Below are 17981 nucleotides of genomic sequence, written 5' to 3' on the forward strand. Positions count from 1 at the left end.
ACCGAGGAGACCAGATGGAGCACGGCGAATCCCACGCGTGCGGGCAACGCACGCCCGTAGCGCGCACGCAGCAGCAGTCCCGCAATTCCCGAGGCAGGCTGGCAGGCACGGCCGCGGCGCTGGCCGCCGCAGCCATGCTGGCGCTGCCGGTACCCGTCGCCGCGGCCACCGCCAATGGCGACTACGCCAAGACGCGCTACCCGATCGTGCTGGTCCACGGCCTGACCGGCGCGGCGAAGATGGCCGGCGTGCTCGACTACTGGTATGGCATTCCTGAAATGCTGCGGGCCCACGGCGCGCAGGTCTATGTCGCGACGGTGCCGTCGTTCAACAGCGATGCCGAGCGCGCGCTGGCGCTGCAGGCCTATGTGCGCGCGGTCAAGCTGGAAAGCGGCGCCGACAAGGTCAACCTGATTGGCCACAGCCAGGGCGGGCCGACCTCGCGCGTGCTGGCGGCGATGTCGCCGCAGGACGTGGCCTCGGTCACCACCATCGGCAGCCCGCACCGCGGCAGCGAAGTGGCCGACACCGTGCTCGACCTGATCCAGGGCATCGGCGCCATCCCGATTGCCGGACCGGTGCTGGTCAGCCTGATCCAGGGCGTGTTCGATACGGTCGGCTGGTTCAACGGCATCAGCAACGGCCAGGCGCTGGACCAGGATGCGCTGGCTTCGCTCAAGAGCCTGACCACGCGCGGTGCCGCCGAACAGAATGCGCGGCTCGACGCCACGCTGGTGCCGGGCACGAAGTCGGCGCTGGGCGCGGACTGCGACAGCGCCGGCGCCGTGTCCGAGCAGCGCCAGGCGCGCGACGCCGCGGGCAATCTCGTCACCCATACCCAGGCCGCGTATTCGTGGACCGGTCAGGGCGGGCCACTGAGCCTGCTGCGCTCCAACCTGCTGGATCCGTCCACGGTGATGATGTCGACCTCGGCGGGGCTGATGGCGCTGAAGGGCGCCGGCGCCAATGACGGGCTGGTCTCGGTGTGCAGCAGCAAGTGGGGGCGGGTGCTGGCCACCGGCTATTACTGGAACCATCTCGACGAGGTCAACCAGATGGCCGGCCTGTACCAGGATGCCGATCCGCGCACGGTGATCCTGAACCACGCCAACCGGCTGCGCAATGACCAGCTCTGAGCGAGCGCCGCGGTTCTGGCTGGCCTTGCTACCGGCCGGCGCCGCGGCCGCAGCGGTGTACTGGCTGACCATGCCGCCGGCTGCGGCGCCCGTGTCGCAGCAGGCGGCGGTGGCGGTCGCCGCGGCTCCGCTTGCGTCATCGGCGGCGCCGGCACCCGCTGGCGCCGCCGCCTGGCCATCGCTGGCCGGCGTGGAGATGCCCGCAGGTCCCGAGGCCGATGCCGCGGGCAACCTGCGGCTGACGCGCGCGCTGCGGACCTATTTCGATTATTTCCTGAGCGCGCGCAACGACGCCGGCGGCATCGATGCGCTCGACGCGCTGGTGCATGACGATATTCGCCGCCACGTGCCGCAGCCCGCGGCCGGACAGGCGTGGCAGCTGTGGCGCCGCTACGTGGCCTACCTGGCCGAGATCCAGCCCGAGGCCGTGCGCAAGCCGCTGGCGGACGCGGACGGCACGCTCGATGCGCAGCAGGTGCAGCAATTGCGCGCGCTGCTGGCGCAGCGCAACGCGGCGCGCCAGCGCTGGCTGCCTGAAGTCGCGCAGGCTTGGTTCGGCGAAGAGCAGGCCTATGACGAGGCCATGCTGGCGCGGCTGGAGATCATGGCGCAGGCGGGCCTGGACGACGCGCAGCGGCGGCAGCGGCTGGCCGACCTCGACGCCACGCTGCCTGAACCCTTGCGCGCCGCAAGCGCAGCCAGCGCGCGCCCGCAGGCCATCAGCCAGACCATCTCAGAGCTGCAGGCGGCCGGACGCACCACGCAGGACATCGGCGCCGCGCTGGCACAGGCCTACGGCCCCGAGGTGGCGCAGCGCTACCAGCAGCAGGCGCAGGCCGAGCAGTCATGGCAGCAGCGTTACCACGACTACGCGGCGCGGCGCGCGCAGATCGAGGCGTTCGCGGGGTTGTCGGAGCAGGATCGGCGGCAGCAACTTGACGCGCTGCGCAGGCAGGCTTTCGACAATCCGAGCGAGGCGCTGCAGGCGGAAGTGGTGGATAGTGCGATGGCTGCAAGAAAAACGGCACCGTAAATCGGTGCCGTCATTGCGTCAGCTGATTGTGTGCTCCCTCTCCCGCGTGCTGTATAGACCGGGGACATAGGTAACAGGTGTGCCAGGACATGGGTAACACTTTTCCCGCTTAGTCAGCGGGAGGATAACGTTGCCCTGGAGCCAAACCACCGTGAAGCAGCAAAGAGAAGAGTTCGTCCGCCTGGCACGCCAGGCGGACGCCAACATTGCGGAGCTTTGCCGCCGCTTCTGCATCAGTCGCAAGACCGGTTACAAGTGGTTGAATCGAGAGGATCTGGACGACCGAACTCGGCGTCCACATAGCTCTCCCGGTCGAACTCCAGCTGCCGTCGAAGAGCGCGTGCTAGCGATTCGAGCCGAACATTCGGCCTGGGGCGCCCGCAAGATCGCACACGTGCTGGAGCGCGACCACCGCCTCCAGATCGCCCCGAGTACAGTCAATTGGGTGCTGCGCCGCCATGGCTTGATCGATCCGGCCGCCAGCGCGGCCGCGACAGCATGGCAGCGCTTCGAGCACGACCGGCCCAATGCACTATGGCAAATTGACTTCAAAGGTCACTTCGCGACCGACACGCAGAGGTGCCACCCGCTCACGGTCTTGGACGATCACTCCCGGTTCAATGTGCTGCTCAGGGCCTTGGGCAACGAACAGTTTGAATCCGTACAAGAAGCGTTAGCGAAGGCTTTTGCGCGCTATGGGCTGCCCGAGCGGATCAATGCAGACAACGGCCCGCCCTGGGGTTCTCCAGTGCCTCGTGCGTTAACCACGCTGGGCGCCTGGCTGATTCGCCTGGGCGTGCGGCTCAGTCATAGCCGACCTGGCCATCCTCAGACCAACGGCAAGGACGAGCGCTTCCATCGAACCATGCAGGCAGAGCTGCTGGCCAACCAGCGCTTCCGGGATCTGGATGATGCGCAGCATCACTTCAGCCATTGGCGCCACGTGTACAACTTCAAGCGCCCACACCACGCGCTGGATATGGAGACACCCGCAAGCCGCTATGCGCCTAGTCCACGGGCGATGCCGCGCGAACTCCCGCCTATCGAGTACGACAGCGATGACATCGTGCGAAAGGTAGGCGACGGTGGGCGCATCTGCTTCCGGGGAAAGACGTTCCGGGTCGGACGAGCCTTGATCGGAACGCCCGTAGCATTGCGCCCTCGCGTGGACCTGGACGGCACCTTTGACGTCTACTTCTGCCATCAAAAGGTGGCCACAATAGACCTACAGCAGGTCTATTAAACTGGAGACTGGACTGTTACCCATGTCCCGGCACATGTGTTACCCATGTCCCCGGTCCATACAGCGTGCGGGAGAGGGCTGGGGTGAGGGCCAGCAGATCCACGAAGTAAAGACCCGTGGTATGCCAGTGCCTGCCCTCACCCCCGGCCCCTCTCCCGCAAGCGGGAGAGGGGAGCAAACCGGCAGCGTCTTACATCCCAACGTAGTTCGGCCCGCCACCACCCTCCGGGGTCACCCACACAATATTCTGCGTCGGGTCCTTGATGTCGCAGGTCTTGCAGTGCACGCAGTTCTGCGCGTTGATCTGCAGCCGTTCCTTGCCCGAGGTCTCGTCCTGCACGAACTCGTACACCCCCGCCGGGCAGTAGCGCGACTCGGGGCCGGCGTACTTGTCCAGGTTGATGTCGACCGGCACGCTGGCATCCTTCAGCGTCAGGTGCGCCGGCTGGTTTTCTTCATGGTTGGTGTTGCTGATGAAGACGGAGCTGAGGCGGTCGAAGGTCAGCTTGCCGTCCGGCTTCGGGTATTCGATCTTCTGGCACTCGGCGGCCGGCTTCAGGTAGACATGGTCCGGCTTCTCGCGGTGCAGGGTCCAGGGCGGGTTGCGCACGCCCAGCTTGGGTAGCAGCCATTGCTCGATGCCGGTCATCAGCGTGGCGGTGGTGCGGCCCTTCTTGAACCACTGCTTGAAGTTCTTGGCCTGCAGCAATTCCTTGTACAGCCAGCTCTGCTCGAACGCGGCCGGGTAGGCGCTCAGCTCGTCATGCTGGCGGCCGGCCTGCAGCGCGTCATAGGCGGCCTCGGCGGCGAGCATGCCGGTCTTGATCGCGGCATGGCTGCCCTTGATGCGCGAGGCGTTCAGGTAGCCAGCATCGCAGCCGACCAGCGCGCCGCCCGGGAACACGGTCTTGGGCAGCGACAGCAGGCCGCCGGCGGTAATGGCGCGCGCGCCGTACGACAGGCGCTTGCCGCCTTCGAAGTACTGGCGGATTTCCGGATGGGTCTTGAAGCGCTGGAATTCCTCGAACGGCGACAGCCACGGGTTGGTGTAGTCCAGGCCGACCACGAAGCCGACCGCGACCTTGTTGTCTTCCATGTGGTACAGGAACGAGCCGCCGTAGGTGGCCGGGTCCAGCGGCCAGCCGGCGGTGTGCACCACCAGGCCGGGCTTGTGCTTGGCCGGGTCGATCTCCCACAGCTCCTTCAGGCCGATGCCGTAGCTCTGCGGATCCTTGCCGGCATCGAGGCCGAACTTGGCGATCAGCTGCTTGCCCAGGTGGCCGCGCGCGCCTTCGGCGAAGATGGTGTACTTGGCATGCAGCTCCATGCCCAGCTGGAAGTTGTCGGTGGGCTCACCTTCCTTGTTGATGCCCATGTTGCCGGTAGCCACGCCCTTGACCGAGCCGTCTTCGTTGTACAGCACCTCGGCGGCCGGGAAGCCCGGGAAGATCTCGACGCCGAGCGCCTCGGCCTGCTGGCCCAGCCAGCGCACGAAGTTCGACAGGCTGACGATGTAGTTGCCTTCGTTGTGGAAGCACTCGGGCAGCAGCGCCGGGGGCGTGCCCTTGGAGCCGGTCTCGTTCAGGAACAGGAACTTGTCCTCGGTCACGGCCTGGTTCAGCGGCGCGCCCAGCTCCTTCCAGTTGGGGATCAGCTCGTTCAGGGCGCGCGGGTCCATGATGGCGCCCGACAGGATATGCGCGCCGGGCTCGGAGCCCTTTTCCAGCACGCACACGTTGACGTCGGCGCCTTTCTCCTGCGCGAGTTGCTTCAGGCGGATGGCCGTGGCCAGGCCGGCGGGGCCGCCGCCGACGATGACCACGTCATATTCCATGGCTTCGCGCGGGCCGAACTGCTCCAGGAGCTGTTGCTGATCCATTTGTCTCTAACCCTCTGTTTCTTTGCTGCTAGCTGGCAATTGTGGGAAATGCGGTGATCGTTGTGCTGAGAACCCGGCCCGGGCGCGGCGCATGGGCCGCCGGGGAGCCGCGCGGGCGCGGCGGTGAAATCGGTGCTGTTTCGCGTTCGATCAGCGCCCGAACGGCGTCCGGACACGGCGGATCGCGCGTTTTCCCTCTTTCCCTTTGCGGGCCAAGTTCTTAGAATCTCCGGCATTGTCCGGGACTCGCCACCCACAGGCAAGGATTTTTTTGGAACGGTCGTTCTTTTTTTTGATATGCTGCCTTCTGCTCCTGCTCAGGCCGGAGGGGCTCCCGCGCAAGAGGTAATCATGGGTTTGTCGATCAATCTGGAAGGGAAGGTGGCGCTGGTAACCGGCGCCTCGAGCGGGCTGGGCTCGCGTTTCGCCACGGTGCTGGCAGCCGCCGGCGCCAAGGTGGTGCTGGCCTCGCGCCGCACCGAGCGGCTCAAGGAACTGCGCGCCGCGATCGAGGCCGAGGGCGGCAGCGCGCATGTGGTGCGGCTGGACGTGACCGACCCGGACAGCATCCGCGCCGCGGTGGCGCACGCCGAGACCGAAGCCGGCGCCATCGATATCCTGGTCAACAATTCGGGCGTGTCGACCACGCAGAAGCTGACCGAGGTGGCCCCGGAAGACTTCGATTTCGTCTTCGACACCAATACCCGCGGCGCGTTTTTCGTCGCGCAGGAAGTCGCCAAGCGCATGATCGCGCGCGCCAAGGGCGCCGAGCGCAACGGCAGCCCGCTGCCGCAGGCGCGCATCGTCAATATCGCGTCGGTGGCGGGGCTGAAGGTGCTGTCGCAGATCGGCGTCTATTGCATGAGCAAGGCGGCGGTGGTGCATATGACCAAGGCCATGGCGCTGGAGTGGGCGCGCCATGGCATCAATTCCAACGCCATCTGCCCCGGCTATATCGACACCGATATCAACCACCACCACTGGGATTCCGACGCCGGGCAGAAGCTGATCCAGATGCTGCCGCGCAAGCGCCTGGGCAAGCCGGAAGACCTCGACGGCCTGTTGCTGCTGCTGGCATCGGACCAGTCGCAGTTCATCAACGGCGCGGTGATCACCGCCGACGACGGCATGGTCTGAGCGCCCGCGCGCTGACACCGGGGGCGCCAGTCCCCCGCATCCCGCCCATGCGCCACAAGCGCCGCGGGATGCCCGAGCGCCAGCCCAGGGCTTATCCGGTCCCCTTGGGCGCGCCGTCGTCAGCAAGCATCAATATTCAGAAATTTCGTGCGTGGCAGGCCAGTCTTGGCATAATCCGCCATGTCTGCAGATTAAGTCTTTACATACAAAGCGAGAACGCCGCGGTGGCCGCATGGCCCGAGCGGCCCTGGACCGGAGGCCGGGGAGATGGAGCAACAACCAGAGGCACGGCGCAACGCCGTGCCGCAACACGTCGTCGATTCCGCGGTGATTCCGCAGGCCGCCGACGAAGCGCAGGACGCTGAATTCCGGGTATCGCCCCGCCTCGAGGACTGGATTGGCGTGATCGTGATGGTGCTGCTGGTCGGCATCACCTTTGCCAACGTGGTGGTCCGTTATTTCACCGACGAGTCGTTCGCCTGGACCGAGGAATTCTCGGTGTTCCTGATGATCGTGCTGGCGCTGGTGGCTGGCAGCGCCGCGGTGGCGCGCGACCGCAATATCCGCATCGAGTTCTTCTTCGAACGCGGCAGCGCCGCGCGGCAGCGACGCCTGGCAATCCTGTCGGCGCTGGCGGTGGCGGTGATGTTTATCGCGCTGGCGGTGCTGGGCGCGCGCATTACCTGGGACGAATACACTTTCGGCGAGACCTCGCCCGGCATCGGCGTGCCGAGCTGGTGGTACTCGATCTGGCTGCCGGTGCTGTCGGCCGGCATCGCGCTGCGCGCGCTGGCGCTGATGGTGCGCAACGTGCGGGCGCTCAAGGCGCTGCATCAACAGAGCCAGGCGGCGACGGAGCGTGCGCAATGACGCTGGTTGCCATCATCCTGTTCGTGGTCTTTATCGGCCTGATGCTGCTGGGCGTGCCGATCGGCGTGTCTTTGGGCCTGGGCGGCCTGGTTGCGATCGGCCTGTCCAATCTCGATACGCAGATGTTCGGCCTGCTGGCGGTGCCGCAGAACTTCTACGCCGGCCTGGCCAAGTATCCGCTGCTGGCGATCCCGATGTTCGTGCTGGTGGGCTCGATCTTCGACCGCTCCGGCGTGGCGCAGCGGCTGGTGACCTTTGCCATCGCCGTGGTCGGGCGCGGCCCGGGCATGCTGCCGCTGGTGGCGATCCTGGTGGCGATGTTCCTCGGCGGCATTTCGGGCTCGGGCCCGGCCAACGCGGCCGCGGTCGGCGGCGTGATGATCGCGGCGATGTCGCGCGCGGGCTATCCCGGCTCGTACAGCGCGGCGGTGGTCGGCGCGGCGGCCGCGACCGACATCCTGATCCCGCCGTCGGTGGCGTTCATCATCTACAGCGTGCTGGTGCCGGGCGCATCGGTGCCGGCGCTGTTCGCGGCCGGCATGATCCCGGGCGTGCTCGCCGGCATCGCGCTGATCGTGCCGGCGGTGTGGCTGGCGCGCAAGCACAATATGGGCGCCGCCGAAGCCGCGCTGCCACGCCCGCCGTTCTGGAAGAGCCTGCGCGAGGCCGCGTGGGGCCTGGTGGCGCCGTTCCTGATCCTGGGCGGCATGCGCGCCGGCTGGTTCACGCCGACCGAGGCCGCCGTGGTGGCGGTGGTCTATGGCCTGTTCGTCGGCATGGTGGTGTACCGCAGCATCGGCATGCGCGACCTGTTCACGATCTTCCAGGAAGCGGCCGAGACCTCGGCGGTGATCCTGCTGGTGGTGGCGCTGGCCGGCATCTTCGCCTATGCGCTGTCGACGCTGGGCGTGATCGACCCTCTGGCGCAGGCGATTGCCACCTCCGGCCTGGGCGAGTACGGCGTGCTGGCGCTGATCGTGCTGCTGCTGATGACGGTGGGCATGTTCCTCGACGGCATCTCGATCTTCCTGATCTTCGTGCCGCTGCTGCTGCCGATCGCCAATGCCTTCCAGTGGAACCCGGTGTGGTTCGGCGTGGTGCTGACGCTGAAGGTGGCGCTGGGCCAGTTCACGCCGCCGCTGGCCGTGAACCTGATGGTGTCGTGCCGGATCGCGCGCGTGCGCATGGAAGAAACCGTGCCCTGGGTGATCTGGATGCTGCTGGCGATGTTTATCGCCATGCTGATGGTGCTGGCCTATCCGCCGCTGGCGACGTGGCTGCCGGAGTACCTGGGCTATTGATCGCTGTCGATGTCGTGTTTGCATTCACCAACAAGAACCTGACGCTTTTCCCCTGAGGAGATGAAATGAAACGTCGTGCCCTGATGCTTGCAACGGCCGCCGCCCTGGCCGCTTCCGCCTTCGCCCCCGCCGGTGCGATGGCCCAGACCTACAAGTCCGAGTACAAGATGTCGCTGGTGCTCGGCCCGGCCTTCCCGTGGGGCAAGGGCGGCGAGATCTGGGCCGACCTGGTCAAGCAGCGCACCAACGGCCGCATCAACATCAAGCTGTACCCGGGCACCTCGCTGGTGGCCGGCGACCAGACCCGCGAGTTCTCGGCGATCCGCCAGGGCGTGATCGACATGGCGGTGGGCTCGACCATCAACTGGTCGCCGCAGGTCAAGGAACTGAACCTGTTCTCGCTGCCGTTCCTGATGCCCGACTACAAGGCGCTCGACGCGCTGACGCAGGGCGAGGTCGGCAAGTCGATCTTCACTACCCTGGAGAAGGCCGGCGTGGTGCCGCTGGCGTGGGGCGAGAACGGCTTCCGCGAAGTGTCGAACTCCAAGCGCGAGATCCGCAAGCCGGAAGACCTGAAGGGCCTGAAGCTGCGCGTGGTGGGCTCGCCGCTGTACATCGAGACCTTCAACGCGCTGGGTGCCAACCCGACCCAGATGAGCTGGGCCGACGCGCAGCCGGCGATGGCGTCGGGTGCGGTCGATGGCCAGGAGAACCCGCAGTCGGTGTTCGCCGCCGCCAAGCTGTACACGGTCGGCCAGAAGTACGTCACCACCTGGGGCTACGTCGCCGATCCGCTGATCTTCGTGGTCAACAAGCAGATCTGGGAAAGCTGGACCCCGGCCGACCGCGAGATCGTCAGGCAGGCCGCCATCGACGCCGGCAAGCAGGAGATCGCACTGGCGCGCAAGGGTTTGGCCGAGGCCGGCACGCCCGCGTGGAAGGACATGGAAGCCCACGGCGTCAAGGTCACGCACCTGACCCCGGCCGAGCACGACGCCTTCCGCAAGGCCACCGCCAAGGTCTACGACAAGTGGAAGAAGCAGATCGGCGCCGACCTTGTCACCAAGGCCGAAGGCGCGATCGCCAAGCGCTAAGTCATGAAGCAGGCCCGCCGGCATCGGCGGGCCTGTTGCATTGGAGGCTGAGATGAAGCACGTCTATACCGTGGTGATGCCGATCCGCTGGGGCGACATGGACGCCATGGGCCATGTCAACAACACCGTCTATTTCCAGTACCTGGAACAGGCGCGCATCGAATGGTTCGCCTCGCTGGGCCGCGGCGGCAAGGATGCGCAAGGGCAGGGGCCGGTCATCATCAATGCGCATATGACCTTCCTGAAGCAGCTGCGTTATCCGGGCGAGATCGAATGCCGGGTCTATGCCGGGCAGCTGGGCCGCACCAGTTTCGAGACGCGCATGGAGATCCGGCGCACCGATCTGCCCGAGGTGGTGTGGGCAGAAGGTGGGGCCAAGGTAGTGTGGTGCGACTATGCGCAGGAGAAGTCGGTGCCGGTGCCGGCGGAGATCCGGGCGATCATCGAAGGGTGATGGTTTTCGGCGTCAGTGCGCCACCAGCCGCTGCACCAGATCCACCGACGTGCTCGCCCCATACTTCTTCATCAGCCGCGCCCGGTAGATATCGACCGTGCGCGGGCTGATCGCCAGCAGCTTGCCGATCTGCTTGCTGGTCTTGCCTTCCACCAGCTGCGCCGCGATCTCGCGTTCGCGCGCGGTCAGTTCGGCGGTGACCTGGCGCTTTTGCGACAAGTCCTCGAAGGTCCAGATCCCTGCGCCAAGCGGCTGGCTGCGGTCCAGCGCGCGGCCGGTGACGTGGCACCAGAACAGTTCCCCGCCGGCGCGCTTCATGATGCGTTCGTCCGAATACATGCCGCGCTTTCCCATGATCGGCGCGATGCGCGCGCCGGTGCGCTCGAATTCGTCGGCGGTGGGGTAGAGAACCTGGAACGACTGGCCCAGCAGCGCCTCGCGCGTGGTGCCGAAGATGCGGCAGACCTCTTCGTTGCAGTCTTCGATCACGCGCTCGCGTGAAAGCACCAGGCCCACGGGAGCGAGCTGGAAGGCGGTCTGGTAGTCGATGGCGGGCATCTGCTTATGTATTTTTACGTAATGGCGTAGCCGGCTGTGCTTGCGTATGCTGTCGGTCGGACGCGTTACGGCGACGGCCGACCGCCGCTGCCGATTGTACCGTTACAATTTCCCTGCGTCGCCCGCCGCACTACCCGCCGGCGGGGAGATCGACAGGGACTACCGAGGAAGGAGCGAAGCATGAACAAGGTCTACGCCAGCGCCGCAGAAGCGCTTGCAGGCGTCGTCCGCGACGGCCAGACGATCGCTGTGGGCGGTTTCGGCCTGTGCGGCATCCCCGAGGCGCTGATCGGCGCGCTGCGCGACAGCGGTGCCAAGCAGCTGACCTGCATCTCCAACAACGCCGGCGTCGACGGCTTCGGCCTGGGCTTGCTGCTGGCCACGCGCCAGATCAAGAAGATGATCTCGTCCTACGTGGGCGAGAACAAGGAGTTCGAACGCCAGTACCTGGCCGGCGAACTGGAACTGGAATTCACCCCGCAGGGCACGCTGGCCGAAAAGCTGCGCGCCGGCGGCTCGGGCATCCCGGCCTTCTTCACCAAGACCGGGGTCGGCACCATCGTCGCCGAAGGCAAGGAAATCCGCGAATTCGACGGCGAAAAGTATGTGATGGAGCGTTCGCTGACCGCCGACGTCGCGCTGGTCAAGGCCTGGAAGGCCGACAAGGCCGGCAACCTGGTGTTCCGCCGCACCGCGCGCAACTTCAACCCGATGTGCGCGATGGCGGGCAAGGTCACCGTGGCCGAGGTCGAGCAGATCGTCGAGACCGGCGAGCTCGATCCCGACGAGATCCACCTGGCCGGCATCTTCGTGCAGCGCCTGGTGCTCAACGCCAACCCCGAGAAACGCATCGAGCAGCGCACCGTGCGCGCGGCCAGCTAAGGAGACCCATCATGGCATGGACACGTGACGAAATGGCCGCGCGCGCCGCGGCCGAGCTGCAGGACGGTTTCTACGTCAACCTGGGCATCGGGCTGCCGACGCTGGTGGCCAACTGGGTGCCGGAAGGCATGGAAGTCTGGCTGCAATCCGAGAACGGCCTGCTCGGCATCGGCCCGTTCCCGACCGAGGAAGAGGTCGACGCCGACATGATCAACGCCGGCAAGCAGACCGTGACCACGCTGCCGGGCTCGTCGATCTTCTCGTCGGCCGACTCGTTCGCGATGATCCGCGGCGGCCACATCAACCTGGCCATCCTGGGCGCGATGCAGGTCAGCGAGAAGGGCGACCTGGCCAACTGGATGATTCCCGGCAAGATGGTCAAGGGCATGGGCGGCGCGATGGACCTGGTCGCCGGCGTCGGCCGCGTGGTGGTGCTGATGGAACACACCGCCAAGAAGAAGGACGGCACCGAGGACCTCAAGATCCTGAAGCAGTGCAACCTGCCGCTGACCGGCGTGGGCGTGGTCAACCGCATCATCACCGACCTGGGCGTGATCGACGTGACCGCGGACGGCCTCAAGCTGGTGGAAACCGCGCCGGGCGTCAGCCGCGAGGAAATCCAGGCGAAGACGGGGGCGCCGCTGCTGTAAGCCAGCCCTTCGGTCAAGGCCTGACGAGCCCTGTGGCGCACTGCGCCACAGGGCTTTTTTCTTGAGGTGTCCGGATAACCGATTAGGTCGGTCGGCTGGGCCAGCTAGCTCTATCGGCGAATGGCCTGTCCCCGCACGTGTCGCTATGCTGGCCGCTTCCGCGCAGGCGTGTGCCTGCCAAGTCAATGCTCTACGCAAGGTGCGCGATGCCCGCTTCCCCCACCCCATCCCTGCCCCTGGTCTACGCCTGCTCCGGCTGCTCCAGCGTGGCGCAGCTGGCCAATGCCTGCGCGGTGCGGCTGGACCGCGGCGGCCGCGCGGAAATGTCGTGCATCAGCGGCGTGGGCGGCGGCGTGCCGGCGCTGACGCGGGTGGCGCGGTCGGGCCGGCCGATCCTGGCGCTGGACGGGTGTCCGCTGGCTTGCGTGCAGGCGTGCCTGGCCAACGTGGGCGTGGTGCCGGACCAGCACCTGGTGCTGAACCGGCTGGGCGCGGTCAAGCGCCAGCACGGCGCATGCACCGAGGGCGAGACCGAGGCGGTGTGGCGGGAGGTCGAGGCGGCGCTGCAGCGCCTCGCGGTGGGGTAGGGCTGCCGGATGCGCCGCGGCGCATCCGGCGCGGCGGCAACTCAGGCCGCCGGCTTGTTGTGGCGGCTGAACACCGACGCGGCGCCGTCGGCCTTGACCAGCAGCACGTCGAACGGATCCTTGCGCGGTCCCTGTTCCATGCCCGGCGAGCCGACCGGCATGCCCGGCACCGCCAGCCCGACTGCCTTGGGCTTGGCCGCCAGCAGCTTGCGGATATCGGCGGCGGGCACATGGCCCTCGATCGCATAGCCGGCGATATGGCCGGTATGGCAGGAGCCGAAGCGCTCGGGCATGCCGAAACGCTTGCGGTATGCGCCGGTATCCTCGACGTCATGCACCGTCACGGTGAAGCCGTTGGCGCGCAGGTGCTTGACCCATTCCTCGCAGCAGCCGCACAGCGGGCTCTTGTAGACGTCGATCGCGAGCGGCTTCGCCTGCGCGAAGGCATCGGCCGCGGGGCCCAGCACGCCCACTGCAAGCGTGCCGAGCGCGAGCGCGCCCAGGGTCCCGAGAAAACGTCGTCGTGCCATCATTGCTTGTTGCTCCTTGCTGCGGTGCCCTGATGCGGCACCTTACTGCTCCACCTTACTGCGCCACCCAGCCGCCATCCATGTTCCAGATCGCGCCGCGCACCTGGCGTGCCGCTTCGGACGACAGGAACACGGCCAGCGCGCCCAGCTCGTCGGGCGTGACGAACTGCCCCGAGGGCTGCTTTTCCAGCACCAGTTCGCGCTTGGCCTGCTCGACCGGGATGCCTTCCTTCTGCGCGCGGGCTTCGACCTGCTTCTGCACCAGCGGCGTCAGCACCCAGCCGGGGCAGATCGCGTTGGCGGTCACGCCGGTCTGCGCGGTTTCCAGCGCGGTCACCTTGGTAAAGCCGACGATGCCGTGCTTGGCCGCGACGTAGGCGGATTTCTGTGCCGACGCCACCAGCCCGTGAGTGGAGGCGACGTTGATGATGCGGCCCCAGTTCTTCTGCTTCATGCCGGGCAGCGCCAGGCGCGTGGTATGGAAGGCCGAGGTCAGGTTGATGGCGATGATCGCGTCCCAGCGCTCGGGCGGGAAATCCTCGATGGTGGCGACGTGCTGGATGCCGGCGTTGTTGACCAGGATGTCGGCGCCGCCGAACTCGGCCTGCGCGTAGCGCATCATGTCTTCGATCTCGGCCGCCTTGCTCATGTCGGCGCCGTGGTAGCCGACGCGGATGCCCTGTCCGGCCTGCGCGATCTCGCTCTTTGCGGCGTCCGCGTCACCGAAGCCGTTGACGATGATGTGAGCGCCCTGCGCCGCCAGCGCCTTTGCGATGCCGAGCCCGATGCCGCTGGTCGAGCCAGTCACCAGTGCGGTCTTGCCGTTGAGCATGTAAGCCTCCGTCGAGAGAAAGGGGATGCCACGGCAGTACAGCCGCCGGATGGGCGGCGCGCGCCGTGGCGGTGCGCGCTCCGCGCGCGAGGGCGCGGACACTGTGCTGTGGCATTGTACCCGCTGCGGCGTACAATCCAGCTTTGCTCAACCTCCGGCGGCGGCGCCTCATGGCGCTGTGCGGTCCGGTTTGTCAGGGAGTCCAGATGTCTGCCAGTCCGCGTCTCGGTTTCGTCCAGTGCATCAGTCCGGCGGGCCTGCACCGCATGGCCTACCACGAGTGGGGCGACCCCGCCAATCCGCGCGTGCTGGTGTGCGCGCACGGCCTGACGCGCACCGGGCGCGACTTCGACGCCGTGGCGCGCGCGCTGTGCGGCGACTACCGCGTGGTGTGCCCCGACGTGGTCGGCCGCGGCCGTTCCGAATGGCTGGCCGATGCCAACGGCTACGTGGTGCCGCAGTATGTCTCCGACATGGTCACGCTGATCGCGCGGCTCAATGTGGAGAAGGTGGACTGGTTCGGCACCTCGATGGGCGGGCTGATCGGCATGGGCCTGGCCGGGCTGCCCAAGTCGCCGGTGCGCAGGCTGCTGCTCAATGACGTCGGCCCCCGCATCGCGCCGTCGGCGGTCGAGCGTATCGGTGCCTACCTTGGCTTGCCGGTGCGCTTCAAGACCTTCGAGGAAGGGCTGGCGTACCTGCAGACCATCAGCGCCTCGTTCGGGCGCCACAGCCCCGAGCAGTGGCGCGAGCTCAACGCCGCCATCCTGAAACCGATGCAGGGCGCCGACGGGCTGGAATGGGGCTTGCATTACGATCCGCAGCTGGCGCTGCCGTTCCGCAAGTCGACGCCCGAGGCCATCGCCGCCGGCGAAGCCGCGCTGTGGCGCAGCTTCGAAGCGATCGAGGCGCCGGTGCTGGTGGTGCGCGGCGCGCAGTCCGACCTGCTGCTGCGCGAGACCGTCGCCGAGATGGTGGCGCGCGGCCAGCATGTGAGCTCGGTGGAAGTGCCCGATGTGGGCCACGCCCCGACCTTTGTCGATCCGGCGCAGATCGCGATCGTGCGCCAGTTCTTTACCGGCGCCTGAGCGCGCCCGCGGCCGGAAGGTTGCCGGCCCGGGTTGCCGGCCAGTTTGTGATCCGGCTGTTTTTATCGAGTTACGCATTGCCATGAGTCTTCCTGAACTGAAGCGCGCCCACGTGGGCAAGCGCCTGTCCGAATACGCGGTCTACAACGGTGTGGTCTATCTGGCCGGCCAGGTGCCCGAGGTCGATCCCAAGGCCGATATCCGCGGCCAGACGCGCGAGGTGCTGGGCCATATCGACCGCCTGCTGGCCGAGGCCGGCAGCGACAAGACCCGCATCCTGTCGTGCCAGATCTTCCTGACCAACATCGACCTGATCGGCGCAATGAACGAGGTCTGGGACGCCTGGGTGCCGCAAGGCAACACGCCGCCGCGCGCCACCGTCGAGGCCCGCCTGGCCAATCCCGATTACCTGATCGAAGTGGTGGTGACCGCTGCGCTCAACTGATGCAGGCGCTGTGACATGGTGACGTCGACCGACCTGGCTGGCCGGGTCGCGGGCATTCCGGATACCGAGCTGGTCGAGCGCGCACTGGCGTATGTGCGCGAGCACGGCGCCGGCGTTGCGCTGCCCACCGGCGAGACCGTGCAGTCGCACGCGGAAGGGATGCTGCGCATCCTCGACGGCCTGCGCGTGGACGATTCCGCGCGCGCGGCCGCGTGCCTGTTTGGGCTGGCGGCATTCGTGCCCGAGACCGAGGCCGAGATCGAACCGCGCTTCGGCGAGGAAGTGGCGCGGCTGGTCAATGGCGTGCGGCAGCTGCTGCGCATCGGCGCGATCGCCGGCAACCGCCCCGGCGTGGAGTCGGCCGCGCCGTCGAAGAACGAGGCCCAGGCCCGCCACGAGCAGGTCGAGGCGCTGCGCAAGATGCTGCTGGCGTTCGCGCAGGACATCCGCGTGGTGCTGGTGCGGCTGGCGTCGCGGCTGCAGACGCTGCGCTGGCTGGCCGAGACCAAGCAGGCACCGCTGCCCGGCGTGGCGCGCGAAACGCTCGACATCTACGCGCCGCTGGCCAACCGCCTGGGCATCTGGCAGATGAAGTGGGAGCTGGAAGACCTGGCCTTCCGCTTCGAGCAGCCCGATACCTACAAGCGCATCGCCCGCCTGCTGGATGAAAAGCGCATCGAGCGCGAAGGCTATATCGCCGGCGCGATCGCGCGGCTGCAGTCCGAGCTGGCCACCGCCGGCATCCGCGCCGAGGTGAGCGGACGCCCGAAGCACATCTACAGCATCTGGAAGAAGATGCGCGGCAAGGAGCTGGATTTTGCCGACCTGTACGATGTGCGCGCGTTCCGCGTGATCGTCGACGATATCAAGGACTGCTATACGGTGCTCGGCATCGTCCACCATATCTGGCAGCCGATCCCGCGCGAGTTCGACGACTACATCTCGCGGCCCAAGGCCAACGGCTACAAGTCGCTGCACACGGTGGTGATCGGCGACGACGGGCGCGCCTTCGAGGTGCAGATCCGCACCCACGAGATGCACCACTTCGCCGAGTACGGCGTGGCCGCGCACTGGCGCTACAAGGAGGCGGGCAGCCGCGGCTATGCCGGGCAGTTCTCCGCCAGCGAGCGCTACGACGAGAAGATCGCCTGGCTGCGCCAGCTGCTGGCGTGGAAGGACGATGCCGATCACAGCGTGGCGCACGACGAATCGTGGGAGCAGATCAAGCACGCCGCGATCGACGACCACATCTACGTGCTGACGCCGCAGGCGCGCGTGGTGGCGCTGCCGCAGGGCGCGACCGCGGTGGACTTCGCCTACTACCTGCACAGCGACCTCGGCCACCGCTGCCGCGGCGCGCGCGTGGACGGCACCATGGTGCCGCTGAACACGCCGCTCAAGAACGGTCAGACCGTCGAGATCATCGCGGTCAAGCAGGGCGGGCCGTCGCGCGACTGGCTCAATGCCGACTTGGGCTACCTGGCCAGCAGCCGCGCCCGGGCCAAGGTGCGTGCGTGGTTCAACGCGATGGATTCGCAGGAAACCATTGCGCAGGGCCGCGCGCTGATCGACAAGACCCTGCAGCGCGAAGGCAAGACCGCGGTCAAGCTGGAAGACCTGGCGACGCGGCTGGGCTTCAAGACTCCCGACGAGCTGTTCGCCGCGGTGGCCAAGGACGAGTTCAGCCTGCGCCATGTGGAGCACGCGCTGCGCCACCCGGAAGGCGAAGTCCAGGCGCCGCTGAGCGAGGAAGACGCCGTCACCAAGAAGAGCCGCGCCACCAGCGTGGCGCGCGGCGCCAAGAGCGGCGTGCTGGTGGTGGGCGTCGATTCGCTGATGACGCAGATGTCGCGCTGCTGCAAGCCGGCGCCACCCGACGAGATCGTCGGCTTTGTCACGCGCGGGCGCGGGGTGTCGATCCATCGCCGCAACTGCCATACCTTCCAGCAGCTGTCAGCGCGCGCGCCCGAGCGCGTGATCCAGACCGAATGGGGCAAGAAGAGCCACGCCGCGGTCTACCCGGTCGATATCCAGGTCGAGGCGATCGACCGGCAGGGCCTGCTGCGCGACATCTCCGAAGTGCTGTCGCGCGAGAAGATCAACGTCACCGGGGTCAAGACGCTGTCGAGCAAGGGCGTGGCGCGCATGCAGTTCACCGCCGAGGTGTCCGAGGCCACGCAGCTGCAGCGGGCACTGCTGATGATCGAAGAGGTCCAGGGGGTGTTGCAGGCAAAAAGAAAGTGATGCTATACTTGCGGCTTC

General features: G+C 67.1%; 18 protein-coding genes. 14 read left to right on the plus strand and 4 right to left on the minus strand.

The window, feature by feature from the left end:
- Positions 1-14 precede the first annotated feature (14 nt).
- The 3 genes from A2G96_RS07290 to A2G96_RS07300 all read left to right on the plus strand — a co-directional run bounded on the left by A2G96_RS07290 (position 15) and on the right by A2G96_RS07300 (position 3412).
- Positions 15-1136, plus strand: coding sequence for an esterase/lipase family protein (locus tag A2G96_RS07290; protein ID WP_062798130.1), 1122 nt, complete (start codon positions 15-17; stop codon positions 1134-1136).
- Positions 1123-2169, plus strand: coding sequence for a lipase secretion chaperone (locus A2G96_RS07295; protein WP_231909623.1), 1047 nt, complete (start codon positions 1123-1125; stop codon positions 2167-2169). The genes A2G96_RS07290 and A2G96_RS07295 overlap by 14 nt, the downstream gene beginning before the upstream one ends.
- A 130-nt stretch (positions 2170-2299) precedes the next feature.
- A complete protein-coding gene (locus tag A2G96_RS07300) occupies positions 2300-3412 on the plus strand; it encodes an IS481 family transposase (protein ID WP_062798133.1) in 1113 nt (370 codons plus the stop codon).
- Between the two features lie 190 nt (positions 3413-3602).
- On the opposite strand, the gene A2G96_RS07305 is transcribed toward A2G96_RS07300, so the two are convergent.
- Entirely contained in the window at positions 3603-5291 is a 1689-nt protein-coding gene (locus A2G96_RS07305; protein WP_062798135.1) for an electron transfer flavoprotein-ubiquinone oxidoreductase, read from the minus strand.
- 351 nt (positions 5292-5642) lie between these two features.
- On the opposite strand from A2G96_RS07305, the gene A2G96_RS07310 reads away from it, so the two are divergent.
- The 5 genes from A2G96_RS07310 to A2G96_RS07330 all read left to right on the plus strand — a co-directional run bounded on the left by A2G96_RS07310 (position 5643) and on the right by A2G96_RS07330 (position 10147).
- Positions 5643-6428: an SDR family oxidoreductase gene (locus A2G96_RS07310; protein ID WP_018006823.1), complete on the plus strand. Its 786-nt coding sequence runs from the start codon at positions 5643-5645 to the stop codon at positions 6426-6428.
- Between the two features lie 267 nt (positions 6429-6695).
- Complete coding sequence (locus A2G96_RS07315; protein ID WP_062798137.1) at positions 6696-7298, plus strand: TRAP transporter small permease; 603 nt, start codon at positions 6696-6698, stop codon at positions 7296-7298.
- Entirely contained in the window at positions 7295-8599 is a 1305-nt protein-coding gene (locus A2G96_RS07320; protein WP_174549297.1) for a TRAP transporter large permease, read from the plus strand. The genes A2G96_RS07315 and A2G96_RS07320 overlap by 4 nt, the downstream gene beginning before the upstream one ends.
- A 65-nt stretch (positions 8600-8664) precedes the next feature.
- On the plus strand, positions 8665-9693 hold the full coding sequence (locus tag A2G96_RS07325) for a DctP family TRAP transporter solute-binding subunit (RefSeq protein ID WP_062798139.1): 1029 nt from the start codon (positions 8665-8667) through the stop codon (positions 9691-9693).
- A gap of 52 nt (positions 9694-9745) precedes the next feature.
- Entirely contained in the window at positions 9746-10147 is a 402-nt protein-coding gene (locus A2G96_RS07330) for an acyl-CoA thioesterase (RefSeq protein ID WP_062798141.1), read from the plus strand.
- A 12-nt stretch (positions 10148-10159) separates the two neighbouring features.
- Here the strand turns inward: A2G96_RS07330 and A2G96_RS07335 are convergent, their stop codons facing one another.
- Positions 10160-10705: a PAS and helix-turn-helix domain-containing protein gene (locus A2G96_RS07335; protein WP_018006818.1), complete on the minus strand. Its 546-nt coding sequence runs from the start codon at positions 10703-10705 to the stop codon at positions 10160-10162.
- A gap of 180 nt (positions 10706-10885) precedes the next feature.
- On the opposite strand from A2G96_RS07335, the gene A2G96_RS07340 reads away from it, so the two are divergent.
- The 3 genes from A2G96_RS07340 (at position 10886) to A2G96_RS07350 (ending at position 12824) form a co-directional block, all read left to right on the plus strand.
- Positions 10886-11587, plus strand: coding sequence for a CoA transferase subunit A (locus A2G96_RS07340; protein WP_012352543.1), 702 nt, complete (start codon positions 10886-10888; stop codon positions 11585-11587).
- 11 nt (positions 11588-11598) lie between these two features.
- The gene (locus tag A2G96_RS07345) at positions 11599-12237 is read left to right on the plus strand and encodes a CoA transferase subunit B (RefSeq protein ID WP_025582158.1); all 639 of its coding nucleotides are present in this window, start codon (positions 11599-11601) and stop codon (positions 12235-12237) included.
- Between the two features lie 206 nt (positions 12238-12443).
- Positions 12444-12824, plus strand: coding sequence for a putative zinc-binding protein (locus A2G96_RS07350; protein ID WP_062798146.1), 381 nt, complete (start codon positions 12444-12446; stop codon positions 12822-12824).
- A gap of 41 nt (positions 12825-12865) precedes the next feature.
- Here the strand turns inward: A2G96_RS07350 and A2G96_RS07355 are convergent, their stop codons facing one another.
- Both A2G96_RS07355 and A2G96_RS07360 read right to left on the minus strand, forming a co-directional pair.
- Positions 12866-13357 carry a DUF411 domain-containing protein gene (locus A2G96_RS07355; protein WP_062798148.1) on the minus strand — a complete coding sequence of 164 codons (492 nt, stop codon included), beginning with the start codon at positions 13355-13357 and terminating at the stop codon, positions 12866-12868.
- A 52-nt stretch (positions 13358-13409) separates the two neighbouring features.
- Entirely contained in the window at positions 13410-14186 is a 777-nt protein-coding gene (locus A2G96_RS07360) for a 3-hydroxybutyrate dehydrogenase (RefSeq protein WP_062798150.1), read from the minus strand.
- Between the two features lie 206 nt (positions 14187-14392).
- Here A2G96_RS07360 and A2G96_RS07365 point away from each other — a divergent pair, with 206 nt between their 5' ends.
- The 3 genes from A2G96_RS07365 to A2G96_RS07375 all read left to right on the plus strand — a co-directional run bounded on the left by A2G96_RS07365 (position 14393) and on the right by A2G96_RS07375 (position 17963).
- Positions 14393-15274 carry an alpha/beta fold hydrolase gene (locus A2G96_RS07365; protein ID WP_062798152.1) on the plus strand — a complete coding sequence of 294 codons (882 nt, stop codon included), beginning with the start codon at positions 14393-14395 and terminating at the stop codon, positions 15272-15274.
- 82 nt (positions 15275-15356) lie between these two features.
- On the plus strand, positions 15357-15719 hold the full coding sequence (locus A2G96_RS07370; RefSeq protein ID WP_062798154.1) for a RidA family protein: 363 nt from the start codon (positions 15357-15359) through the stop codon (positions 15717-15719).
- 15 nt (positions 15720-15734) lie between these two features.
- Entirely contained in the window at positions 15735-17963 is a 2229-nt protein-coding gene (locus tag A2G96_RS07375) for a RelA/SpoT family protein (RefSeq protein WP_062798156.1), read from the plus strand.
- The last annotated feature ends 18 nt before the right edge of the window (positions 17964-17981 follow it).

It is taken from the genome of Cupriavidus nantongensis, assembly GCF_001598055.1.
In the GTDB taxonomy this organism is placed as follows: domain Bacteria; phylum Pseudomonadota; class Gammaproteobacteria; order Burkholderiales; family Burkholderiaceae; genus Cupriavidus; species Cupriavidus nantongensis.

Excerpts from the sequence above, each read along its gene's own strand:
- A2G96_RS07290 (WP_062798130.1), top strand. The coding sequence starts at position 15 with ATGGAGCACGGCGAATCCCACGCGTGCGGGCAACGCACGCCCGTAGCG.
- A2G96_RS07325 (WP_062798139.1), top strand. The coding sequence starts at position 8,665 with ATGAAACGTCGTGCCCTGATGCTTGCAACGGCCGCCGCCCTGGCCGCT.
- A2G96_RS07330 (WP_062798141.1), top strand. The coding sequence starts at position 9,746 with ATGAAGCACGTCTATACCGTGGTGATGCCGATCCGCTGGGGCGACATG.
- A2G96_RS07375 (WP_062798156.1), top strand. The coding sequence starts at position 15,735 with ATGGTGACGTCGACCGACCTGGCTGGCCGGGTCGCGGGCATTCCGGAT.
- A2G96_RS07340 (WP_012352543.1), top strand. The coding sequence starts at position 10,886 with ATGAACAAGGTCTACGCCAGCGCCGCAGAAGCGCTTGCAGGCGTCGTC.
- A2G96_RS07365 (WP_062798152.1), top strand. The coding sequence starts at position 14,393 with ATGTCTGCCAGTCCGCGTCTCGGTTTCGTCCAGTGCATCAGTCCGGCG.
- A2G96_RS07315 (WP_062798137.1), top strand. The coding sequence starts at position 6,696 with ATGGAGCAACAACCAGAGGCACGGCGCAACGCCGTGCCGCAACACGTC.
- A2G96_RS07370 (WP_062798154.1), top strand. The coding sequence starts at position 15,357 with ATGAGTCTTCCTGAACTGAAGCGCGCCCACGTGGGCAAGCGCCTGTCC.
- A2G96_RS07350 (WP_062798146.1), top strand. The coding sequence starts at position 12,444 with ATGCCCGCTTCCCCCACCCCATCCCTGCCCCTGGTCTACGCCTGCTCC.
- A2G96_RS07320 (WP_174549297.1), top strand. The coding sequence starts at position 7,295 with ATGACGCTGGTTGCCATCATCCTGTTCGTGGTCTTTATCGGCCTGATG.
- A2G96_RS07305 (WP_062798135.1), bottom strand. The coding sequence starts at position 5,291 with ATGGATCAGCAACAGCTCCTGGAGCAGTTCGGCCCGCGCGAAGCCATG.
- A2G96_RS07310 (WP_018006823.1), top strand. The coding sequence starts at position 5,643 with ATGGGTTTGTCGATCAATCTGGAAGGGAAGGTGGCGCTGGTAACCGGC.
- A2G96_RS07345 (WP_025582158.1), top strand. The coding sequence starts at position 11,599 with ATGGCATGGACACGTGACGAAATGGCCGCGCGCGCCGCGGCCGAGCTG.
- A2G96_RS07360 (WP_062798150.1), bottom strand. The coding sequence starts at position 14,186 with ATGCTCAACGGCAAGACCGCACTGGTGACTGGCTCGACCAGCGGCATC.
- A2G96_RS07335 (WP_018006818.1), bottom strand. The coding sequence starts at position 10,705 with ATGCCCGCCATCGACTACCAGACCGCCTTCCAGCTCGCTCCCGTGGGC.
- A2G96_RS07295 (WP_231909623.1), top strand. The coding sequence starts at position 1,123 with ATGACCAGCTCTGAGCGAGCGCCGCGGTTCTGGCTGGCCTTGCTACCG.
- A2G96_RS07355 (WP_062798148.1), bottom strand. The coding sequence starts at position 13,357 with ATGATGGCACGACGACGTTTTCTCGGGACCCTGGGCGCGCTCGCGCTC.